A 17,814-nucleotide genomic window follows, 5' to 3' on the forward strand; every position below is an offset into this window, starting at 1 on the left:
AAAAATATCTTCTCATAGCATATCCTATTCAGCGTACAGGAGATTGCTATGTGGAATTTGTCCATTTTTAACAAATTCCGCCAAAAATCAGCAATTGCCTTTATATGCAATGGAAATCCCCCGCACCGAAGCTGCCGCCTGTCAGAAAACATAAAAAGAAGCTGCTGATCTACTCATCAGCAGCTCCTCTTTATCATGTTCAGTTTAGTTAAAGTATGAAGCTCCAACAATGATCAAAAGAATAAACAATACAACCACTAGCGCAAAGCCATTTCCATAACCGCGTCCTTCAGACATGTCTCTTCCTCCATTTCACCTCTTATTCACTTTCCTTATCAAAATATGTAGAATGATAGAGATTGATATAGGACAAGAGTGGAGATTTGAGAAAATCCCTCAAACGCCCTTAGGGCACTTAAGGGAACTTGTATTAGTCTTCATCTTCCCATTCCGTTTTTACCGTTTCTCCGCTTTCAGCGGAAATTTCTATTTCAGCTTCTTTGCCGTCTTCTGCCATGATCTCAAACTTGTAGACAGCCTGGCCGTCATCACTTTCAAGCTCCGCTTCAGTGACCTCGCCTTTCACTTCTTTTAAAGCGATTTTTTTCGCCTCTTCCATCGTCACTTTAACCCTATCCTGATTTACCTTGGCGTCATCGCTGCTGTCACTATCCTCATGCCTTTCTGTCACTTCACCGGTATCGGCGTTAATGGTAAAATCGTATTCTTTTCCTTTTGACTTCACTTCGGCTTCATAAACCCATCCTTCTGCCCCCTGCTCAAGCTCCATCTCTGAAATACTGCCTTTTTTCTCCTTCAGAACGATTTCTTTTGCTTTTTCATAGCTGATTTTCAAGTTTTGTTCTTCTGCTGTTTTTTCAGCCTGTGCTTTATCTCCAGGCGTGATAAACTGTGAACCTATGCCAATTCCTCCGACAAGTAATGCCCCAGTTAGAATAGCTGCTGTTTTTTTCATCTGAATTCCTCCTTGATTTGTATACATTTATCCTACATCTGAAAAATGAAAAACAAGAGAGAGAAAGATTAGAAATTGATGAGAAATTGATTAGGTTCTGGTGTAAATTCATATTAGCGATAAAAAAGAACCTTTTGCGCACAAAAGGTTCACTTTTAATCTTCAACAGATACGGAAAGGACAGCGCCTGTAAAAGCATCGACATGAACGGTTGTCTCATTCTCGCCATTTTCAATTTCAATCTCGTAATAAAGCCTGCCGTCCTCTTCTTCAAGGTCAAGATCACCAACCTCACCCTTTGCTTCTTTCCTTGCAATTTCAATCGCCTGTTCTTCTGTCAGCTTCACCTTCGGATTGTTTGAACCTATGGTTTTCCGGTCTTCAGATAGTATCTTCCCGCTGGACGCATCCATCTTCAGCGAAATTTCATCCTTGCCGGTTACAAGCCGGATGCTGTATGCCTGCTCCGATTCAACGTAGGACAATGATTCTATCTTTCCTTGATAGTGCTCCTCAGCGATTTTTTTCGCTTCTGTCTTTGTAACAGAAACGCTTCTTTTCTCATCAAGATCTTTCATTTTTTTCAGTTCCATAATTTTTCCGGCCTCAGCATCTACGGACAGCGAGTACAAGGCTCCCTTTTCCTCAAGTTCGGCAATGAAAAGATGCTCTCCGTCTGCTCGTGACTCTTCGAGTGAAGTGATTGTTCCAGAGTACTGGCTGTTAACAAGGGCTCTTGCCTCTGCTTCAGTGAGAGGCTCATCCTTGAAAAAAACAAAAACAGCCAGTGATGCTGCACCTGCTAAAAGAACCAAAATTATCAGCACCGTCCACTTGTTTGGCATGAGCTCCCCCCTTATGTGAATATACGTTCAGCATAACCCGCAAACATTAAAACTTCATGAGAAAGCAGGCAAATACACATGAACTTCTGTCCCCTGTCCTTCTGAACTGTCAACGCGGATCTCACCGTCATGTGCGGTGACAATTTTCCGGGCAATCGACAGGCCAAGGCCAGTTCCTCCAGTTCCCCTTGTACGTGCTTTATCCACTCTGAAAAACCGGTCAAAAACAAAAGGAAGATCTTCTTTTGGGATGCCGATCCCGCGGTCTCTGATGCACAAATGAATCATGTCCCCCGTTAGATCTATTGTGCATTCAATTTCTTCTTCACTGTATTTAAAGGCATTATCAAATAAGATAAACAGCAGCTGTTTTAGCTTTAACTCATCTGCAGACACCATCACTTCCTGCTTGAAAAAGTGATAGACCACTCTTCTTTGATACACCTGTTCCAGGCTTTTCCCTGTTTGTCGGCATAGAGCTGCTGCATCTGTCCTTTTCGTTTCAGCCTGCATGTGTGCATCATTTTCTGCAAGCAGGAGGAGCTGCGCTGTCATCTCTTTCATTCTTACCGCTTCGGAATAAATGGCTTCTACTGCTTCTTCAAGCACTTCGGGCTTTTTAGAGCCCCATCGTTTCAGCAGGTTAGCGTAGCTTTCAATGACAGTCAGGGGAGTCTTCAGTTCATGACTTGCATCAGACACAAACTGCTGCTGTTTTTCAAAATTCGTCTGAATCAGCCCGATCATTTTATTGAACGTTTCGGTCATTTGATGAAGTTCATCTTTTTTTGAACCGCTGTTTGTCTCAATTTTTTTAAACGTTTCTTTCTTTTGAATTTCTTCCATCGTTTGTATTAGCGTGTGGATGGGTTTCAGGATGATTCTGCTTAATGTGCTGCCAGCTGCAAAGATCGGCAGCAGCATAAAAAGCGAAGCCAGAGCAAGGACAACCTTCAGCCGGTCCATATCTTCATCAACATGCTTGAGGTTTTCTGTCACCTCAAGCTGGACAACTTCTCCGTCCGTCCAGATGAGAGGAATGGCCGCCCTGGAGAAGGTATCACCACCGGATTTGACAGTGCCGCTTATTTCAGAAGCTGAGTAATCCGGATCAAAATCTGAACGGTATTCTCCTTTTTTAGAAACAGTGGCAAGCTGCCTGGACGACTCGTCAATGATTCGGATCATTCCATCTGCCGGTAAATACGCTCTTAAAAGATTCGTTGTGTTCATCGTTCTGCCGTCTTCTTCCTTCAAGGCTGCTGCAACGGCATGAGCCTGATTCTCGGTTCGTTCAACCTCGCGATCAAGAGTGATTGTTAAAAAAAGAAAATAGATGGCCGCATGAATGCCAAGGACAATAATCAGCATCCATACCGTTGAAAAAAGCTGGATTTTATGGCTGATTTTCATTCTGCAGGCTCCTTGATGGAATACCCGACTCCTCTTGAAGTGTGGATGAGAGGCTGATGATAGCTGCTGTCGATTTTCTTCCTCAGATAACGTATGTACACATCAACAACATTTGTGTCGCCGTAGTAATCAAATCCCCACACTGCGTTTAGAATCTGCTCCCTGTTTAGAACCTGATTTTTATGTGAAAGCAAGTACACAAGAAGATCGAATTCACGCGGCGTTAATTCAATTGAGTCATCACCTCGTGTTACGTCCCTCGTTTTTATGTTCACCATAAGATTTCCCGCCTTTAGAATTCCTGCTTCCTTCAGAACATTTGCAGGCTTCGCTGCACGAAGGCACACTCTGATCCTTGCAAGGAGTTCTTCAATCTGAAAAGGCTTTGTTATATAATCATTTGCTCCCTGATCAAGTCCGCTCACTTTATCCGGCAGGGTATCACGGGCTGTCAAAAGAATTACCGGTGTTTGTCCATCCTGTGCCCTGAGCCGTCTCAGCACTTCTAAACCAGTAACCCCGGGCAGCATGACATCAAGAAGGATGCAGTCCCATGAAGAAGAACGGATTTCCTCGAGCGCTTCAAGGCCGTCATGTACAGAATGGACGCTGTACCCTTCAAATTCCAGCTCAAGCTTCAGAACACGCGCAATTTTCACTTCATCTTCCACGACCAGAATTTTTTCCATACTAACTCCCCTGTATTTTTTACTTGCAGTATATCACAGTTCCATGATAACTCTTACCGTCCAGCTGGCAAACATTCCTAAACTGGGGTACTATAAAAAGACAAGCTTGAACGGGAGGGACAGATTTATGGAAACAATTGTGATTGCTGCTGCAGTCATTTTACTGGCAGTTATTTATTTCATAAAAAAGACTTCACACCGCGGGCAAGCAAAATCAATGCTGACAATTGCCCACAGGGGAGCTTCGGGATATGCACCCGAGAACACCCTGGCATCCTTTGACAAGGCGATGGACATGAAAGCCGACTTTATCGAAATTGATCTCCAGCTGAGCAAAGACGGAAGACTGATGGTGATTCACGACGATTCTGTCGAGCGGACAACAAACGGCAAAGGCAATGTACGCGACTTGACCAGCCAGGAACTTCAGGCTCTGGATGCAGGGAGCTGGTTTGATCCCGTTTTTGCAGGAGAGCGCATCCCAACGTTTGATGAAGTTCTCGACCGGTATCCTCAAAAATGCGGATTGCTGATTGAACTCAAAAGCCCTGCCCTTTATCCAGGAATTGAGCAGAAAGTCTATGACGCCCTTGCAAGCAGGGGGCTCATTGAAAACCGGGAACCCAAAATCATCGTTCAGTCGTTTGATACAAATTCAATGAAACTGTTCCATGATATCGCGCCAACTGTTCCAATTGGCGTACTTGTAAAATTCACACCAAAGGGCATATCAAATGCTCAGCTGGGAGCGTTCAAAAAATATGCAAACTATGTAAATCCAAACAAACGTCTGGTGACAAAGAAGCTGATTTCCCGTATTCACGCACATGACATGAAAATCATTCCCTACACCATACGTGACAGAAGATCTGCAAATGCGTTTCTTCAGCTTGATCTGGACGGCATTACAACCGATTTTCCGGATTATATAAAACCAGCAAAAGCATGAAGCCGCGGCTTCATGCTTTTAAAGTTACACTTATTTGCGGTTCAGAGAAAAGCCGATATGACTTAAAACCCCCTCGACATCTCCTCCAATCAGGACATTATCCAAATCAAGATTCAGCTGAACAGCCTTCATCGCAAGATCCGGCCGAATCCCTGTCAGGGCAGGTGTCACCCCGATCAGCTCAAGCATTCTGACAAGGTTAAGCAAATGAAAGCTCACATCGTCATTTATTTGAAGAATCCCTGATAAGTCGATGATCAGGTAGCTTAATGACAAATCTGCACTTGAGGTAAGTGCCGTATGTATAATCTTTTCTGCACGGTATTCGCTGATATCACCAATGATCGGAAGAATAGCCACCCCTTTGGTGATCGGGACAATCGGAGCTGACAAGTGAATGATCTCTTTGTTCGCCCGGTCAAGCTCAAGTACATACGAAAGCAGGGTTGCCATCGTTTCAAAGAGCTCAACATGCTTATCTGTAAAAGGAAAAGACCTTGTATCGAGTCCGCATATTGTTCCGTAATTCTCTCCGTTTTCATAGTAAATCGGAATACCGATAAAACATCCTCCGCCTAAATCTTTCGTCACATCCAGATCTTTCGTCAAGCTGCTGCCTGCCAAATCGGGAATAATCAGAACCTCTCTCCCCTGATCGACGCTCAGCTTGCAGAATGTTTCCCTGAATGGAAGCTCAGAGCCCTCCTCGAGGAGTACTGAATCCTGATTCAAAACCTTCACAATTTCATTATGCTGCTGATCATTTTTTGCAATAAATAAGGTGTTAATTTCAATGAACTTGCTCATCATTTGAAGAATGCTTTCAGAAGCTTCAACAAAATTTGAAAATTTCTTAATCGGCTTGCTCAAACCTAAAAGCGTGTCTGTCACTTCTGTTCACCAGCCCTTCTGAAGGTCGTCGTTTGTTTGTGCCCGTCCCACATAACCTATAACCAATACCCATTGCATTAACCAATCAAACATGATTTTTGACTATTTATCAGGCCCGTGTGCGTGCAGTTAACCAATCAATTTTCATAACATTTCCATTTTTCAATAACAAATGGTTTTCGGATATCTTCATGTATAATGAATTTTATCATCTATAGAAGGAGTCGTACGGAAAGCATGCACATTGTTATTCGCTGGATCAGCATCATCACCGGCTGTTTTGCCGTGTCGCTCGGCGTTCACCTGCTTTCATCCTCAGAGCTTGTCATCGGCGGAACTGCAGGGATGGGAATCATAGCACAGCACCTTACAGCTTACTCATTTGGAACTCTGTTTTTTGTCATTAACTTGCCTTTTTATGCACTTGCCGTCACACAGCTGGGCATAGCCTTTACCCTAAGGACGTTTATCAGCGTCAGCATCTTGTCCATCACCTCAGAATTTCTGCAGCAATCATTCATTGTCCATTTTCCTCACCCTGCCATCGCAGCCATACTTGGAGGAATCTCCATCGGAATCGGTCTGATCTTCTTATTCAGAAACGGGTCGTCACTTGGCGGCATGAACATTCTCTGTATTTTTCTCGAGAAGAAATTTGGATTTAACCCAGGCAGAACGATGCTTATCACCGACCTGATGATCGTCGGATCAGCGCTGCTTGTTTTCGGTCCCCTGCAAATTGTCTACTCAGCCATTGCCATCTTCGTCATGACGGCAATTCTTGGAAGATACCATAAAAAAGCTCCGCTTGAGCGTGAAAGCGGTCATGCTGAAGCAGAAGAGAACAGCGTTTCGGCAACAGCGTGAAAAACAAAAAAGGAACCGGGTTTTATTCCGATTCCTTTTTTGTTCATCCAAACAGCCACTGATAAATAATAACTCCAGCAATGCTCCCAAAGACTATGAACCCCCCTATTGTCGGACTCCCGTAAAAGGTCCGGTTCCAGGCATCGTTCCTCACCTTTGTTTTTTCATCTTCACTATTCACCGAATTACTCCTACCTCCTATCAAAGGATATATTAGTATATGTCTAAGAAGGTTGGACTACATTCAATGCACAGCTTTCAATAAAATTTCCAGGAGCGGCTGTCATTTTACTCCAAGTTAAATTCGATAATTGAGTTTGCGGGAACTCCTGTATACGGCTCGCTGTATTCTTTAAATTTAAAGGTAGTTCCTGAAAGATCATCAGGCAATGGAGGGGAAACTGTAAACTGATAAGCGAGATGTCCGTCTGATCCGCCTCCGCCTTTTATACGGCAGTCATATGCTTCATCAATATACAACTCCCAGTATCTATGCATATGCATGCGTTCTTCCATCTCCATGCTCGTCAATTCCCAGTCAATTTGAAAAGAGACAACACTGGCATTTTCATATTGCCTGATAAATGGAATTGTATATAAAAACTCTCCTTTTTCGGCAGTTTTTAATACTTGGACGTTTTTAATAAAACCTTGAGGCACTACCGGAGGGCGGCATTCATCTTCATTTCTCAGCAAACCGAACAAAGCTTCCAACAAATCTTCATATATATCATATTGTTTTGCCCATGAAGAAATCATCTCCTGTGGAGGAAATACCGGATTCTTGTTGGCAGCTTTCCTTCTTTCAATAAGCAACTGGCATATTCGTTCATCTATCTGCTGGATATTTTCAAAATAGTAATGGTCGGAACTATTATTTTGAAGTCTTTTCAAATGTATCCCACCGCCTTATTAATAATTGTCCGCCTACTTATATAATATCCTCGGATTTTCCTTTTGGCTGCATGACTCCAAAGCATACAGCGACTGCTGTGCCCCAAAGCGCAGCAGTTTGCGTTCAAGCTTCATGCCGATCTTCTCAAGCATTTTGCAAGATGCCAGATTGGCTGTCTGCGTTTCAGCAAGGATCACCGGAAGATTCATCTCTTCGAAAGCATACGTTATCACGGCACGGACTATTTCAGAAGCATACCCCGCTCCCCACCATTTCGGCAGGAACTGATAGGAGATTTCGGTATGCACGCCTTCATGGTGAACATCAAGAGAGACAGTACCCATGAACTGCTGCGTCATTTTTTCCCTTACAACCCAATAAGGCAGCTGGCCTTCTGCGACCTTTACAGCTTCAATCATTGGTGCAAGCGACTCTTCATCGCGCACTCCTCCAAGATATTTGCGCACTTCCGCGTTTAAATAGAGCTGTTTTACTTCTTCTATATCTGCTATCCGGATTCGGGACGCCCGACACCTCTTCGTTTCAATCAACATGTCCACCGCTTTTCCAATTTATTCTTGCTACCATACGAGATACTGATGAAAAAATAAAAAGCAAAAAGCAAGAAGATGGAAAGAACCGCGGCTGCCCCTGAGCATTTCCTTATTTTATGCTGCCTTCTTTTTCTTTCTTTCGCGATATGGTTGCTGCACTGCCTTCCTATTTACCTGATTGCTTATAATAAGTCTCGCTTTCAGCACCGTTGAAGAGGAACATCATTTACTTATCTAAAACATTCTCTGTATTCCATATATATCCTGCATCCTGTTGTTATTTATTTGGATTGCAGCTGAATCGGAGTTTAAACAGAATGTGCTTTCACACGTAGGATTCACGCTGTTGCTTACCCCCCCAGATCGTTTTACGGTTTTGCAGGGTACGATTCCGGCTTTTGCTTACCCTCCCTAACCGGTTTTTCGCTCTTGCTGGGTACGATTCACACTTTTGCTTACCCTCCCTAACCGGTTTTTCGCTCTTGCTGGGTACGATTCACACTTTTGCTTACCCTCCCTAACCGGTTTTTCGCTCTTGCTGGGTACGATTCACACTTTTGCTTACCCTCCCTAACCGGTTTTTCGCTCTTGCTGGGTACGATTCACACTTTTGCTTACCCTCCCTAACCGGTTTTTCGCTCTTGCTGGGTACGATTCACTCTGTTGATTACCCTCCCAGATCGTTTTACGGTTTTGCAGGGTACGATTCACTCTGTTGATTACCCTCTCAAATCGTTTTACGGTTTTGCAGGGTATGATTCCAGCTTTTGCTTACCCTCCCTAACCGGTTTTTCGCTCTTGCTGGGTACGATTCCGGCTTTTGCTTACCCTCCCTAACCGGTTTTTCGCTCTTGCTGGGTACGATTCCGGCTTTTGCTTACCCTCCCTAACCGTTTTAAATGCTGGAGGGCAACAAAAAAGATGAAATCCGAAGATTCCATCCTTTTTGTGCTTACTTATAAATCAAATATTCTTTTCGTACTTTTTTGAATGCATCAAGGTCTTTTTTGTATTTGCCTGTGATATCAGAGACAGCTGCTCCTTCAAGTATCATCGGTCTTGTCCATGTGTTGCCGATCAGCTTGTCGAAGAAATTGTTTGACAAGAACTGAAAATCTTCCGGATACATGTCATGGACGGTTTTGATGATGTGCAGGCCGGTTGGCACAGCATCAAATTCTTCTCTGTCGGTCACATAGACTTCTATTCCGTGGCTGAGTTTGCCTGCATGTTTAGAGAACATCGGTGTAAATGATGCAGCCCGGAATTTCACGCCCGGCAGGCTGAGTGCGTTCAGCTCCGCAGCAAGGTCTGTGCTGTTAATGAATGGTGCTCCAATCAGCTCAAACGGTTTTGTAGTACCGCGTCCTTCAGACAGGTTTGTTCCTTCAATCAGACCTGTTGCAGGATAGACAAATGCTGTAGAGACAGTCGGCATGTTTGGCGAAGGCAGAACAAACGGAAGGCCCGTGTCATCATAATCCATGGAGCGTTTCCAGCCTTTCATTTTCACGACTGTGAGATCGGCTCCAATGTTGAATTCTTCATTAAAGAGAGAAGCAAGCTCTCCAACCGTCATGCCGTGCTTGGTCGGAATCGGGTAAAGTCCGATAAAGGACGAAGCTTCAGGTTCAAGGACAGGTCCGTCGACACTGTCCCCTCCCTGCGGATTCGGGCGGTCGAGCACGACTATCGGAATGTTGTTTTCTTTTGCTGCTTCCATGGCATAAGCCATTGTGTAAATGTATGTGTAGTAGCGCGTTCCGACATCCTGGATGTCAAAAAGAAGAATCTCTACGTTCTCGAGCATTTCAGGAGTCGGTTTTTTCGTCGCTCCATACAGGCTGTAAACAGGCAGCCCTGTTTTTTCATCAATGTAAAACTCGACGTACGATCCGGCCTGAGCATCTCCGCGGACGCCGTGCTCAGGGCCGAAAAGGGCCGTAAGTTCGATTTCAGGATCGTTATGCAGCTGGTCAACGATGCTGTTCAGTTTTGAATCAATTCCCGTCGGATTTGTAATCAGCCCGACTTTTTTACCTTTAAGAAGTTCTTTCTCATCCTTCAGCAATACTTCAACACCCGGTGTGACTTTAGGTTTTTCTTTTTCTCTTTATGGGCAGAAACATCTTTATCAGCCGGCCACGCACTGAGTGCAAGCATCAGTACCGTTATGAGCACAAGTATTCGTTTCATTTCAGCCTCTCCCTTACATCAGATTATTTAAGCTGTTTGCCTGAGCGGATGTCCAGTCCGTATCCGAACGGATAGAGCGTTTCTTCTGGATTTGTGACGGATGGAATGTCGACAGGAAGCTTACCTTTTGGATTTGACTCTCCGAAAATTGTTCTGATTCCGGCCGGGATGTTTGGCTGTCTGTATGCGCCGTTTGAATAGCCTTTGAAGCCGTAAACGGCCATGACAGCTTTTGCTTCTTCAAAATTTGCTGCGTCATACGGATTGCGCAGGCTCATAAGAACAAAATCTTTGCCTTTTGACTGTGCATCTTTCATGACTGCTCTCGGGAAAGCTGTTGCCCATTTGCTTGAATCCTGAACCGAGTCGTCAATGACGCCGTCGTTTACAGCAGGGTCGTTTTTCACCACATAGGAACCGGTGATGATATAGTCAGCCTGATCAATCATCGCAGCTGTTTCAGGACCGAATGTTTTTCCCGAGAAAGCATAGCCTGAGACTTCAACATCTTTTTTCTTGCCTTTTAATTCTTTGATGCTGCGTGTCATCGCTTCTACTTGATCTGCAAACGGTGCAAGCACCAATACTTTTTCGCCTTTTTTCGGCTTGAAAGGAAGTGTTTTGTCTTCATTTTTCAAAAGTGTGACAGCATCTTCTGCCATTTTCTTTTCTTTTTTCAGGTGATCTTTGTTTCCGACCACTTCAAGTGCATTTTCTACTTTTTCCTCAATTGGAGTTGAATCAGGTGTTAAGATGCCGCGTTTTTCCTTCAGTTTAAGAATGCGCTCAACAGATGCATTCACCTGCTCAATCGGAAGTTCCCCTTCTGAGATTGCTTCTTTCACAGCATTGAAGACAGATGCGAGATTTTGTTCCATATCAAGAGAATTTACCTGTGCAGGCATTAATGCGATATCCACACCGGATTTCAGTGCAAGAACAACAGCTTCTTCCTGACCGAAGTTGTCAGCGATGGCTTTCATGTTCAAGGCATCCGTAATAATGACGCCGTCAAAGCCCATTTCTTCGCGAAGCAGTCCTGTAAGAACTTTTTTGGAAAGGGTTGCCGGAACCAAAATTTCCTGACCGTCTTTTTTGCTGATGTACGTTGTATCGTCAAATGCCGGGAATTGAACATGAGCCGTCATGACCATGTCAACGCCTTCATCAATGGCTTTTTGGAATGGAGCGAGCTCCACGGCACGAAGCCTTTCTTTGTCATGCGTCACGATAGGAAGTCCGTAATGGCTGTCTGTCGCTGTATCGCCATGTCCCGGGAAATGCTTTGTTGTTGCAGCCATGTTCTGGCTTTGCAGTCCTTTAATTGTCTGAATGCCGAGCTTTGAAACAAGTTCTGGATTGGAACTGAACGAACGGACGCCGATTACCGGATTCCCCGGATTATTGTTCACATCAACCGACGGACCAAAGTTAACGTTCACTCCGAGAGAGGAAAGTTCTTTGCCGACAATTTCACCGGTTTGATAGGCATATTTTTCACTTCTTGCAGCACCAAGTGCCATATTGCCCGGAAGGTTTGTCCCTGTCTGAAGACGTGTGACAATCCCGCCTTCCTGATCGATTGTAATGAAGAGCGGAATATCAGGGCTTGCCTGATGAAGGCCGTCCGTTAACCGTGCTGTCTGTTCGGTCCCGACAACGTTTTCTGCGAAAAGAATCACTCCGCCAAGGTGATATTTCTGAATGATGCCGCCGACTTCATCGTTCATAACCGTGAAGCCTGTCGCTTTGCTTTCCCCTTCTTTTTTCCAGTTGCGGAAATCAGGCATCAGCATCTGTCCGATTTTTTCATCAACGGACATATTTTCTACAATGGCTTTCACATCTGTTTCTGCCGAAGCTTTTGCCGGCTTGATTCCGGCTAAAGCTGATACTGACAGGACCGCTGCAAGAGCGGCGGATATCCATTTCTTTTTCCCCATGTTACCCATCCCCTTATTTTTAATTGGTTTCCATAGCTTCATAAACAGCGGTTACTACACTTCCATAGCTGCCTGTTGTAAACAGATCGCCGAAGAATTGATTGGAATTGGCAGCCGGATTCACAAGCGGAGAGTGCTTTTTATTTGTTAAAAGAACGATGCCAAGGTCATACTCAGGATCAATGATTGTGACAGTGCCTGTCCAGCCTGTATGACCATATGCGCTGTCGCTTGCATATTCGCTGAACATCCAGTCCATGCTGTCGTTTCCATTTAATCTCCACCCGAGTCCGTACGTTCCATTCATGTCAGAAGGCTCTACGAATTCTTCAATAACCTCTCTGTCAAAAAGCTTCTCCTTTCCATAGCCTCCACCATTAAGCATCACTTGAAGAAGAACGGCAAGGTCCTGTGTGGTTGAAAACAAACCTGCGTGTCCTGATACACCTTCCATAGAATAGAAGGCTTTTTCATCATGAACTTCCCCCTGAAGCGTATATGTTCTGATGTTCGGGAAGCTGATGATGCCGTCACGGGTGTTGCCCATCAGTTCTGTTGCTGCGATTTCCTTCTGTTTAAACCCTTTTTGCAGCGGATTAAAGACTGTATCCTTCAATTTCAAAGGCTTGTACAATTCGTTTTCAACGTATTGATCAAGCTTTTGTCCGGTAATTTTTTCAACGATTGTGCCAAGAAGCATATAATCTACATCGCTGTAAATATTCTTTGTTCCCGGTTCATATGTAAGAGGCGTCTTGTTGATATTGGCGATTGTTTTTTCCCGCTCCTGCGAATACAGTTCCTTTGATACTGCAGGGTTATGATATTGCGGGTCAGGCTTAAATCCTGCTGTGTGATGGAGGACATCTATAATTCGCATCGTATCTTTGCCTTTTATCACATCAGACTCTGAATCCTTAAATTCCGGAATGTACGTTTGAACTTTGTCGTAAACATCCAGTTTTCCTTCGCTTGCCAGTTTTTGAAGAGCAAAGTTTGCAGCATACATTTTTGTATTGGAGGCGAGGTCAAATAATGTATCGTTCTCCATCTTCAAGAATTTCTTGAGCGGTGTATGTCCGTCAAATTTTTGTTTGTAGCCGTAGCTTTCATTTTTTACGATTTTGCCGTCTTTTATGACAATCAGAGCGGCTCCGGGAAACCCGGCTGCGACTTCTTTTTCAATCAGCTGGTCTACTTTTTCAAGTTTTTCAGAAGAGAAACCCGCTTCTTCAGGTTTTTTTGCTTTCGTCAGAACTGTGTACTCGGTTTTAGCTTTAGGCGAGGCTTTTTCAGCGATTTCTGCAAACGATGCTGATGGTGCGATAAGCGATAGAGCAAGAACTGAACTAAGTGCGCTGGCTGTCCATTTTTTCATACGTTTCCCCTTTGTTTTCCGTATTTTTTTAAACCGCGTCGATCTTCACTTTTTGACCGGGCAGGGCAAGATTCAAAAGCGGCAAATCCTCATCTATCACTCTCCCGATGACATTCACTCTTTCATCTGCCGCTAACACCCGCCTGCAAATCTGGACTTCTCCCCTGTAGCGGCCGTATCCGCTGTTATCCATCGTAATCATTCCTATTTGCCGTTCGATCGTATTGCATGGTTTTACCTCTTCAGCCAATCGCGTATCTTTTAGTCTGAAAACATCTCTTGATGCATCTGGCCGAAACTGATAAAAGCCGCCTGTAAACTGGTCTGAAAGTATCCTTAAAATGAGAATATTCTGTTTTTTATAAAGAGATAATTTTTCAATCAGGCTGTCTTCTGTACCCGGGTCGCCTATATAGACGTGATTGACCTTTAGAAGCAGTTCGACACCGGCTGCATAGGAGGATATGTTTCTATGTTTCTCTAAAGTTGGCAGTCCATCATACAGCGGTCCTCTTTTTGTCCCTGCACCTGGAATGAAAGCTGCTGTCTCAATGCCGTATTTTCTGAACAGCTCATTTTGAGAATGAAAGAATTCTTCGTCTAAACCGGTTTCTCTTCTCGGATAGAAATTGTGCCATGCGATGATTTTTTGAGGTTCCAAGCCGTTTTCCAGCAAAGCTGAAAGCTCAGACTCTGTGACTGTGCTCGCATTAATAGAGAGGGAAAAAACGGATGAAAGTGACTTAATCGCTGCTTCATCGAATCCGTCGTCTAGTCTGATTCCCCTGACTCCAAATGCAGAAAGCTCTTCGAATTTATGTATGTCAAGATGCTTTAGTGTGGAAGGTGATACATCGGCGTGGATCCCAATGTCATGTTTTTCTGCAAGTTCCAGCAGCTCTTTTGCCCTCTGCTTCAGGTTTCCCTTTTCTTCAGGAATGTGAAGCGAGGTAAACGCCCGCTTCACGCCTGATGCTGCCGCATGCAGAATCTGCTGTTCTGCATGCGGGTCCTGAAGATAAAATGATATGCCGATCACTTGAACTCAGCTGCCATTTCGTCTTTAAATCCGAATAGATACGTAAAGATGAAACCTGCAGCGTAAGAGATGGCGAGTCCGGCAAGGTAAAGAATAATCTGGTTTGTGTGGACCAGGAATGTCAGCGGCAGGCCGGATACACCGACTGCAATTGTCGCAATATCAAAGTGGGCCTGGAAGGCTCCCCCTACTCCTGCTCCAAGACATGCTGTCAGGAACGGACGGCCAAGAGGCAGTGTGACACCGAAGATCAGCGGTTCGCCGATTCCGAGCATTCCTGATGGAAGGCCGCCGCCAATTGCGCGCTTAAGGCTTTTCTTCTTTGTTTTAAAGTAGATGGCAAAGGCTGCCCCTACCTGACCTGCGCCTCCCATTGCAAGAATCGGAAGAAGCGGATCATCGCCGATTGAATTTATCAGCTCAAGATGTACAGGTGTCAGACCCTGATGAAGGCCTGTTACAACAAGCGGAAGGAACGTAGCTCCAAGTACAAAGCCGGCTACTACTCCTCCAAGATCAAGTACGCTGAGAAGTCCTTTTGTGATCGTATCCGATACAAAACCTCCAACAGGCATGAATACGATATAAGTTACGATCCCTGTAATTAAAAGTGCAATTGTAGGTGTAATTATAATATCAAGAGACTGAGGAACAAATTTGCGCACCTGCTTTTCAACGAAAGCGATAAAGATGGCAGCGAAAAGGACTCCGATTAAGCCGCCGCGTCCTGGAAGAAGATTCTCGCCGAACAGGGCAATATCGCCAACTGCAGGGTTAATGACCAGAATTCCTGCGAGTGCGCCAAGCGCCGGCGAACCGCCAAATTCTTTTGCCGCGTTTGTACCGACTAAAATTCCAAGGTAAGCGAACAGTCCTGAACCGATAACCGTTAAAATAATGGCCAGCTGCGAATCGGCTGCAAGCCACTCTGCCTGAACAACCGCTTTCGTAATACCGGTAATCAAACCGGAGGCGACAAGTGCCGGAATCAGCGGAATGAAGATGCTTGCAATTCTTCTGAGAAACAGTTTAAACGGCTTTGCATTTTTTTTATCAATTTCGGATTTGTTTTTCGATGCGGCATCCTTTAAGTCGAATCCATCCGCTGCTGCAAGCAGCTTTTCAAACTCGGCCGAAACTTTGTTGACAGCTCCGGGTCCAAGGATAATCTGAATCGTTTCTTCCTCTACAACCCCAAGAACACCGTCTGTTTTTTTAATGGCATCCATATTTACTTTTGATTTGTCATGCGGAGAAACTCTCAGCCTCGTCATGCAGTGTGTAGATGCACTGACGTTTTCTGCTCCTCCAAGATGCTCAAGCAGCTGCTCGGCAATGAGTAAGTTTCTGTTATTCCCCTTAGCCATCCTGTAATCCCCCTTTTGTAGTGCCTATTTCATTTTTTCTGTCATTGATTTGATCGCCGCTCTTGTATTGTCAATATATTGAACGGTCTTATCATACTGCTCGGTCGCCATTCCGAGGAACAAAATATCAATCATATACAGCTGCGCAAGCCGTGATGACGTCGCAGCACTCCTGAAAGGAGCTTCATTTGAGAAAGAAGTATGAAGCGAGACATCGCTGAGTGAGGAAACGGTTGTCTGCCCGAAATGGGTAAGTCCAATCGTTTTCACTCCTCTTTCTCTTGCAAGTTTCATCACATTGACGATTTCCTTCGTTTCACCCGAAAACGAAATGGCGAAAAGCACATCGTCCGGCTGTGCATTTGCTATCAATGTTGCAACAAGATGCATATCTGTAAAGGCAGTTGCTCCTTTGTTGATGCGGATCAGCTTTTGCTGGGCATCCTGCGCGACGATGTTTGATGCGCCTACCCCGCAGAAGTGAACGTTTTTCGCCTTCATGAGCATGCTGATTGCCATTTTCAGATTATCATGATCAATGATTTCCGCTGTATCTCTTATAATCTGAATCGTATTGCTTGTCGTTTTCTCAACAACTCTGTAAAGAGATTCACCAGGCTCAATATCACGGTAGCCTTGTTCAACAGACTTCATCAGGTCGCCGGCAATTCTCATTTTCAGATCCTGAAATCCTTTGAGTCCAAGTGATTTGCAGAGCCTGACAACAGCTGCGCCGCTTGACTTTGCAGATGTGCTGAGTTCGCTTACAGTGCTGTTTACCACTTCATGCGGGTGTTTGAGAATATATTCGGCAAGCTTTTGTTCAGATTGCGGCAGCTTGGAAAGCATCGTTTGGATAATGGAGAGAGCTCCGGTTGTCATAGCTTCCGCTCCTTATCCTTCATGAAGTGAGATGGCTTTTCGGACATCTCCGTCTGCACGAAGCAATAAATCAGATGCTTCGTCATACGCGACTTTCGCTTTAATCATCACAATGGACGGCTTTACTTTAAGCTCCGCTTTTTCAAGTGCCGCTTTTGCCGTCTCGTAATCTGCTCCAGTTAACGTCTGAATAATGCTGACGGCCCGTTCTTTCAGCTTGTAGTTGCTCACATTCACATCAACCATCAGATTTTCATACACTTTTCCGATTTTGATCATGGATGCTGTTGAGATCATGTTTAAAACCATCTTGTGGGCAGTAGCCGCTTTCATTCTTGTTGAACCCGTTACAACTTCAGGGCCTACAATCACTTCTATGCCGACTTCCGCTGCCTCCGAAATTTTCGCATCTTTGTTGCATGAAAGAGCGACTGTTTTAGCCCCGATGCTTTTAGCATATTGAAGGCCTCCGTAAACATATGGCGTTCTTCCGCTTGCGGCAATGCCTATTACCGTATCATTAGCTGTAAGCTGGATGGATTTTAAATCATTCACTCCAAAATCTTCTCTGTCTTCTGCTCCTTCTACCGCTTTAACGAAAGCACGTTCCCCCCCGGCAATCAGTCCAATGACTGTATCCGGAGATGTACTGAAGGTTGGCGGGCATTCGACAGCGTCGAGGACTCCGAGCCTGCCGCTTGTGCCTGCGCCAATATAAATGATTCTTCCTCCCTTTTTCAGAGATTCATAGGCAAACTCTACGGCCGCCTTCACTTCAGGAAGCACCTCTTGCACTGCCACCGCTACTTTCATATCCTCGTTATTCATGATTGAGAGGATTTCAAGCGTGCTTGCGCTGTCAATCTTCATTGTTTGTTCATTTCTCAATTCTGTCGTTAATGAACGCAGCTGTTTTTCCATAAAAGGATG

At 44.6% G+C, this 17,814-nt stretch carries 16 protein-coding genes and 1 pseudogene; 2 read left to right on the plus strand and 15 right to left on the minus strand.

Annotation, left to right across the window (positions count from 1 at the left end; genetic code table 11):
* Positions 1-204: 204 nt before the first annotated feature.
* The 5 genes from RKD52_RS14690 to RKD52_RS14710 form a co-directional block, all read right to left on the minus strand.
* Entirely contained in the window at positions 205-297 is a 93-nt protein-coding gene (locus RKD52_RS14690) for a YjcZ family sporulation protein (RefSeq protein WP_369732663.1), read from the minus strand.
* A 133-nt stretch (positions 298-430) separates the two neighbouring features.
* Complete coding sequence (locus tag RKD52_RS14695; protein ID WP_454100265.1) at positions 431-976, minus strand: PepSY domain-containing protein; 546 nt, start codon at positions 974-976, stop codon at positions 431-433.
* A 155-nt stretch (positions 977-1,131) separates the two neighbouring features.
* Positions 1,132-1,821, minus strand: coding sequence for a PepSY domain-containing protein (locus RKD52_RS14700; RefSeq protein WP_454100266.1), 690 nt, complete (start codon positions 1,819-1,821; stop codon positions 1,132-1,134).
* A gap of 54 nt (positions 1,822-1,875) precedes the next feature.
* Positions 1,876-3,234 (minus strand): ATP-binding protein, encoded by a 1,359-nt coding sequence (locus RKD52_RS14705; protein ID WP_454100267.1) that lies wholly within the window; start codon positions 3,232-3,234, stop codon positions 1,876-1,878.
* Positions 3,231-3,923, minus strand: coding sequence for a response regulator transcription factor (locus RKD52_RS14710; RefSeq protein WP_454100268.1), 693 nt, complete (start codon positions 3,921-3,923; stop codon positions 3,231-3,233). The genes RKD52_RS14705 and RKD52_RS14710 overlap by 4 nt, the downstream gene beginning before the upstream one ends.
* Before the next feature lie 127 nt (positions 3,924-4,050).
* Here RKD52_RS14710 and RKD52_RS14715 point away from each other — a divergent pair, with 127 nt between their 5' ends.
* A complete protein-coding gene (locus tag RKD52_RS14715; protein ID WP_454100269.1) occupies positions 4,051-4,872 on the plus strand; it encodes a glycerophosphodiester phosphodiesterase in 822 nt (273 codons plus the stop codon).
* 30 nt (positions 4,873-4,902) lie between these two features.
* Here RKD52_RS14715 and RKD52_RS14720 read toward each other — a convergent pair whose 3' ends face one another.
* Positions 4,903-5,763 carry an STAS domain-containing protein gene (locus tag RKD52_RS14720; RefSeq protein ID WP_454100270.1) on the minus strand — a complete coding sequence of 287 codons (861 nt, stop codon included), beginning with the start codon at positions 5,761-5,763 and terminating at the stop codon, positions 4,903-4,905.
* 237 nt (positions 5,764-6,000) lie between these two features.
* Here RKD52_RS14720 and RKD52_RS14725 point away from each other — a divergent pair, with 237 nt between their 5' ends.
* Positions 6,001-6,630 carry a YitT family protein gene (locus tag RKD52_RS14725; protein WP_454100271.1) on the plus strand — a complete coding sequence of 210 codons (630 nt, stop codon included), beginning with the start codon at positions 6,001-6,003 and terminating at the stop codon, positions 6,628-6,630.
* 288 nt (positions 6,631-6,918) lie between these two features.
* On the opposite strand, the gene RKD52_RS14730 is transcribed toward RKD52_RS14725, so the two are convergent.
* From RKD52_RS14730 to murQ, 9 genes and pseudogenes are all read right to left on the minus strand, one after another.
* Entirely contained in the window at positions 6,919-7,524 is a 606-nt protein-coding gene (locus RKD52_RS14730) for a chorismate mutase (protein WP_454100272.1), read from the minus strand.
* 33 nt (positions 7,525-7,557) lie between these two features.
* Positions 7,558-8,079: a GNAT family N-acetyltransferase gene (locus RKD52_RS14735; RefSeq protein WP_454100273.1), complete on the minus strand. Its 522-nt coding sequence runs from the start codon at positions 8,077-8,079 to the stop codon at positions 7,558-7,560.
* Positions 8,080-9,031: 952 nt separating this feature from the next.
* Positions 9,032-10,242, minus strand: a pseudogene (locus RKD52_RS14740) (exo-beta-N-acetylmuramidase NamZ family protein).
* Positions 10,243-10,298: 56 nt separating this feature from the next.
* A complete protein-coding gene (locus RKD52_RS14745) occupies positions 10,299-12,218 on the minus strand; it encodes a glycoside hydrolase family 3 protein (protein WP_454100274.1) in 1,920 nt (639 codons plus the stop codon).
* A 19-nt stretch (positions 12,219-12,237) separates the two neighbouring features.
* Entirely contained in the window at positions 12,238-13,596 is a 1,359-nt protein-coding gene (gene pbp4b / locus RKD52_RS14750) for a penicillin binding protein PBP4B (RefSeq protein ID WP_454100275.1), read from the minus strand.
* 28 nt (positions 13,597-13,624) lie between these two features.
* Complete coding sequence (locus tag RKD52_RS14755) at positions 13,625-14,635, minus strand: MupG family TIM beta-alpha barrel fold protein (protein ID WP_454100276.1); 1,011 nt, start codon at positions 14,633-14,635, stop codon at positions 13,625-13,627.
* Positions 14,632-16,002: a PTS transporter subunit EIIC gene (locus RKD52_RS14760; protein ID WP_369732639.1), complete on the minus strand. Its 1,371-nt coding sequence runs from the start codon at positions 16,000-16,002 to the stop codon at positions 14,632-14,634. Before RKD52_RS14760 ends, RKD52_RS14755 begins: the two co-directional genes overlap by 4 nt.
* A gap of 24 nt (positions 16,003-16,026) precedes the next feature.
* The gene (locus RKD52_RS14765; protein ID WP_454100277.1) at positions 16,027-16,884 is read right to left on the minus strand and encodes a MurR/RpiR family transcriptional regulator; all 858 of its coding nucleotides are present in this window, start codon (positions 16,882-16,884) and stop codon (positions 16,027-16,029) included.
* A 12-nt stretch (positions 16,885-16,896) separates the two neighbouring features.
* Positions 16,897-17,805, minus strand: coding sequence for an N-acetylmuramic acid 6-phosphate etherase (gene murQ, locus RKD52_RS14770; RefSeq protein ID WP_454100278.1), 909 nt, complete (start codon positions 17,803-17,805; stop codon positions 16,897-16,899).
* Between the last annotated feature and the right edge of the window lie 9 nt (positions 17,806-17,814).

Source organism: Metabacillus sp. SLBN-84 (genome assembly GCF_053629595.1).